The sequence below is a fragment of the uncultured Campylobacter sp. genome, from assembly GCF_938045535.1.
Classification (GTDB): domain Bacteria; phylum Campylobacterota; class Campylobacteria; order Campylobacterales; family Campylobacteraceae; genus Campylobacter_B.
This window is the reverse complement of the sequence record NZ_CALIMQ010000260.1, coordinates 1-3,173: the sequence shown is the minus strand read 5'-3', so window position 1 is coordinate 3,173 and position 3,173 is coordinate 1. Positions and strand designations below refer to the sequence as shown.

Sequence of the window (3,173 nt, the reverse complement as noted above, 5' to 3'; positions counted from 1 at the left end):
CATTGGGGCAAGCACAAAAGTCCGAAAATCTAAACACAAAAATGAAATTTTAGAGCTTTTTCGAATTTCTACTAAATTCCGCGAACGTAAAAAGCCCTAAAAATGGGACTTTTAAAATAGGCTAAATAGCGGAAGTCCGAGAAAGGGTTTTTGGCGCGAGCGCAATTTGAGCTTTGCGGACATTTTGAAGCTTAATAGAATATAAAAGTGCGCTAAATTCGGGGTTTTAAATTTAAGAAAAGTCCGAAAATCAAATCCGCAGGAATGGAGCTTAGACGTAGGTATCAGGGGAGTGGAATATATCGCCTTCGCCTAGGCTCTCGCTTTTAGCCATACAAGTTTTGCAGATGCGGTAGAATAGGACTTTGTCGGTTTTGGGCTCGATTATGCGCGCAATGCGCTGTTTTAGCTCGGCATAAATCCGCTCGGAGACGTCTAGCTCAAATACCGAGTAGTTCGCCCGCAACCCGTAGCTTTCTAACAAGGCGGCGAGTTTGTTGCGGCGCTTAGTTTTACAAACATCGTAGCAGATGATTAAATTCATTGAAATCTCCCGATGAAAGGCTTATATTTTTCGTTTTGGGTTACGGCGCGTTTTAGGGCGTAGGCCTGCCTATCTATGATATCCTGCGCTTTTAGCTGTTCGCCTCTGTACTGCGTGCAAGCAAAGAGCTTTTCATTTACGTTTTTGGCGATATTTTGCCTGGTTGCGACAGATAGGAGCCCGTCTTTTATCTCAAAGGGCTCGTTTTTATTAACCATCGAGATTACGGCGCGATCGACGATGAAGGCTCGAAATTCCTCTATGAGATCAAAGGCGAGAGTGGGCTTTTGCTCATCAAGCGCGTGCAGATAAGATACATGCGGCGACAGACCTGCGGCGGCAATGGATTTTAAAATTTTTGAGTAAAGGATCGCGTAGCCGTAGTTTAGGGCGGAATTTACGACGTCGGTAGCGCCCTGCGTCACTCGCGCACTAAAGCCAAACTCGTAGTCGATCGCCTTTGCGATAGCCTGCCAGTAGGAGTTTGCGGCGCTTCCTTCAAAGCCCATAAGCTCGCTTACGCTTGCGGCGCCAGGGACGCGGAGCTTTAAAATTTCTTGCATCGCTTTAATTTCGTCGCCTAGATTTTTATGGTATTTGCCTAGATATTTTAGATAGTTGATCTGATTTTTTAGCTTGCCGATGATGAACTGCTGAGCGATACGAAGCGGTCTTTTGGTTTTTAGCAGCGAAATTTGCGAGGCGGCGGTTTTAGAGATGGCGGAATTTGCACTAATGAGCGTGGCGTAGCTGAGACTGGTCTTTTCGTCGATGAAATTTATGGAAATTTTCTTTTTGGCGCACTCTTTGATGACGGCGGAACTGAGTGAAATTTGCGCATTAATGATGATTTGCGAAATTTGATTTATAGGGAATTTATGCTTGATAACGCCTTTGTCTTTTAGGACGAATTTGCCTTGAGACAAAGCTAAAAAATAAAACGGCGTCGTGATGTGGATAATCGAGCTTTGCGAGAAGGTTTTTAGATATTCGCGCTTTTTAGCCTCAAGGGCGTTTTGGACGGATTTGACGGCGGGACGCTTGGCGTTTTTAAAGTAGGTTAGAATTTTAGCCTTTCTAGCCGTTTTGCCTAGCTCGTAGGGGAAGTTTAGGTTGATTAAGGCTTCTGCTAGCGTCCGCTTGTCTGCAGTTTTTAGAAATCTACGTATTAGGCTCGTTACGACCTCGCCAAAATGCAAGCAAAATCTATCTTTTTTCGAAGGCGAGAAAAGCTTAAGAGAAATGGCTTTTAGATGATACACATAGGCGTTTAAATTTTCTAAGCTTTGGCTTATCACTTGCTTTTTGGCAGAGCTTGCGAGTTTGGCTAGAATGCGCTTAAATTTTTCCTCGCCGATACTTAAATTTGCGCCTTTAAAGCTTACACCCAAAAAGACAAATTCGCTATCTTTTCCGTGAATGGAGGTTTTGGCTTCGTTTAGAGATAAGCTTATGGTTTTTAAAAAATCTTTCAGGCGCGCGAGCCCTCTCTCGGCGGCTTCATATGAAACAAAAAACATAACGAAATCATCGGCGTATCTGACGAACTCTACGCCCGAGTTTTCTAAAAATTTATCCATTTGATTTAGATAGATATTCGAAAGCAGCGGGCTTAGGACATCGCCTTGATGAACGCCTTTTGCGTGAGCGCGGTAATCAAAGCGCTCAAAAATTCCGTTTTTGATCCAAAGCTCAATGAGTCTAATGATACGAGCGTCACGGATATTCGCGCGTAAAATTTTAAGCAATTTTTCGTGATCGATATTTTCAAAGAAATCTTTGATGTCGGTTTTGACGGCGAAGTCGTAAATTTTAAAAAAATCACGAGTGCGAAAGATCGCGTTAGCGTAGGATTTGCCGTTTCTATAAGCATAAGAGCGGTTTGAAAAGCCTTTATCGAAATAGCCTGAAAGCTCGCGAGTGAGGATATTTTGCGCGAATTTATCTTTTAGCGAGGGCACGGCGAGCTTGCGAAGCTCGTTTTTGGCTTCTTTTGGGATAAAGGCTCGTTTTAAGGGCTGCGGCGAATAAGAAAGGCTAAAAATTTCGCTCTTTAGCTCAGCGTAAAATTCGCCCGAACAAATATCCTCCGCATTAAGCCCGTCAAGCCCCAAAGCCGTGGGCTTTAGCCTTTTTAGCGCGTATTCAAAGGCGCCTGCGGTAAAAATATCCTCTAAGTTTAGATCAAACATGACGCCTCCTTGTCATTGCATTTAGCTAGTAAATATCGAGCAAAACGCGCCGATACCGTAACCCAAGGCGAAATTTATCCGCTCTGTAACTCGCGGCAAAATTTGAATTCTGCGGTGCAATTTAAATCCGCTCTGCCTTTATTTTGCCTAGTCCAAAAACCGTGCTTTTGCCGACTCCGGTAATTTGGGCGAGTTGCAAAAGCTTTACCGAGCGCTCATCAAGTCCGAAAACTCGCATCCGTCCGAGTACGCCGCCAAATTGCATTTTAGTATGCTGGCGGTTTGAGTAGCGATTGATGTCATAAAAGTGCAAATCCTGCTCGAAGCGGCAGAATTTTACCTCGAATTTATCTATAGCCTTGCCCGTTATATTCTCAAATCTCATAGCGATTTGGCGAATAAAGGACTTAAAGTCGATCTCGCGGCGGACGAGGACG

3 protein-coding genes are annotated in these 3,173 nt (G+C 44.0%); all 3 read right to left on the bottom strand.

The annotated features are described in order from the left end of the window. Positions 1 to 271: 271 nt before the first annotated feature. A complete protein-coding gene (gene cas2, locus Q0095_RS08210) occupies positions 272 to 544 on the bottom strand; it encodes a CRISPR-associated endonuclease Cas2 (RefSeq protein WP_297883023.1) in 273 nt (90 codons plus the stop codon). Then, positions 541 to 2,736 (bottom strand): CRISPR-associated endonuclease Cas1, encoded by a 2,196-nt coding sequence (cas1, locus tag Q0095_RS08205; RefSeq protein ID WP_297883020.1) that lies wholly within the window; start codon positions 2,734 to 2,736, stop codon positions 541 to 543. Before cas1 ends, cas2 begins: the two co-directional genes overlap by 4 nt. Before the next feature lie 121 nt (positions 2,737 to 2,857). Continuing rightward, a partial coding sequence (gene cas6 / locus Q0095_RS08200) for a CRISPR system precrRNA processing endoribonuclease RAMP protein Cas6 (RefSeq protein ID WP_297883018.1) occupies positions 2,858 to 3,173 on the bottom strand: 316 nt, incomplete at its 5' end.